The sequence below is a fragment of the Enterobacter sp. BRE11 genome (assembly GCF_031844285.1).
Taxonomy (GTDB): domain Bacteria; phylum Pseudomonadota; class Gammaproteobacteria; order Enterobacterales; family Enterobacteriaceae; genus Pantoea.
The window spans coordinates 1-1,576 of the sequence record NZ_JAUZUX010000043.1 but is presented as its reverse complement, the minus strand read 5'-3'; the positions used below and the strand labels follow the sequence as shown (position 1 = coordinate 1,576).

1 rRNA gene is annotated in these 1,576 nt (G+C 54.7%); it reads left to right on the top strand.

The features are described 5' to 3' along the window. Positions 1-17: 17 nt before the first annotated feature. Positions 18-1,559, top strand: a 16S ribosomal RNA gene (locus Q9R34_RS21620). The last annotated feature ends 17 nt before the right edge of the window (positions 1,560-1,576 follow it).

Below are 1,576 nucleotides of genomic sequence, written 5' to 3'. Positions count from 1 at the left end.
TTAAGCAAATCAAACTTAAATTGAAGAGTTTGATCATGGCTCAGATTGAACGCTGGCGGCAGGCCTAACACATGCAAGTCGAACGGCAGCACAGAAGAGCTTGCTCTTTGGGTGGCGAGTGGCGGACGGGTGAGTAATGTCTGGGAAACTGCCCGATGGAGGGGGATAACTACTGGAAACGGTAGCTAATACCGCATAACGTCGCAAGACCAAAGTGGGGGACCTTCGGGCCTCACACCATCGGATGTGCCCAGATGGGATTAGCTAGTAGGTGGGGTAACGGCTCACCTAGGCGACGATCCCTAGCTGGTCTGAGAGGATGACCAGCCACACTGGAACTGAGACACGGTCCAGACTCCTACGGGAGGCAGCAGTGGGGAATATTGCACAATGGGCGCAAGCCTGATGCAGCCATGCCGCGTGTATGAAGAAGGCCTTCGGGTTGTAAAGTACTTTCAGCGGGGAGGAAGGCGACGCGGTTAATAACCGGGTCGATTGACGTTACCCGCAGAAGAAGCACCGGCTAACTCCGTGCCAGCAGCCGCGGTAATACGGAGGGTGCAAGCGTTAATCGGAATTACTGGGCGTAAAGCGCACGCAGGCGGTCTGTCAAGTCGGATGTGAAATCCCCGGGCTTAACCTGGGAACTGCATTCGAAACTGGCAGGCTAGAGTCTTGTAGAGGGGGGTAGAATTCCAGGTGTAGCGGTGAAATGCGTAGAGATCTGGAGGAATACCGGTGGCGAAGGCGGCCCCCTGGACAAAGACTGACGCTCAGGTGCGAAAGCGTGGGGAGCAAACAGGATTAGATACCCTGGTAGTCCACGCCGTAAACGATGTCGACTTGGAGGCTGTTCCCCTGAGGAGTGGCTTCCGGAGCTAACGCGTTAAGTCGACCGCCTGGGGAGTACGGCCGCAAGGTTAAAACTCAAATGAATTGACGGGGGCCCGCACAAGCGGTGGAGCATGTGGTTTAATTCGATGCAACGCGAAGAACCTTACCTACTCTTGACATCCAGAGAACTTTCCAGAGATGGATTGGTGCCTTCGGGAACTCTGAGACAGGTGCTGCATGGCTGTCGTCAGCTCGTGTTGTGAAATGTTGGGTTAAGTCCCGCAACGAGCGCAACCCTTATCCTTTGTTGCCAGCGATTCGGTCGGGAACTCAAAGGAGACTGCCGGTGATAAACCGGAGGAAGGTGGGGATGACGTCAAGTCATCATGGCCCTTACGAGTAGGGCTACACACGTGCTACAATGGCGCATACAAAGAGAAGCGACCTCGCGAGAGCAAGCGGACCTCATAAAGTGCGTCGTAGTCCGGATCGGAGTCTGCAACTCGACTCCGTGAAGTCGGAATCGCTAGTAATCGTGGATCAGAATGCCACGGTGAATACGTTCCCGGGCCTTGTACACACCGCCCGTCACACCATGGGAGTGGGTTGCAAAAGAAGTAGGTAGCTTAACCTTCGGGAGGGCGCTTACCACTTTGTGATTCATGACTGGGGTGAAGTCGTAACAAGGTAACCGTAGGGGAACCTGCGGTTGGATCACCTCCTTACCTGAAGATACTGCCTT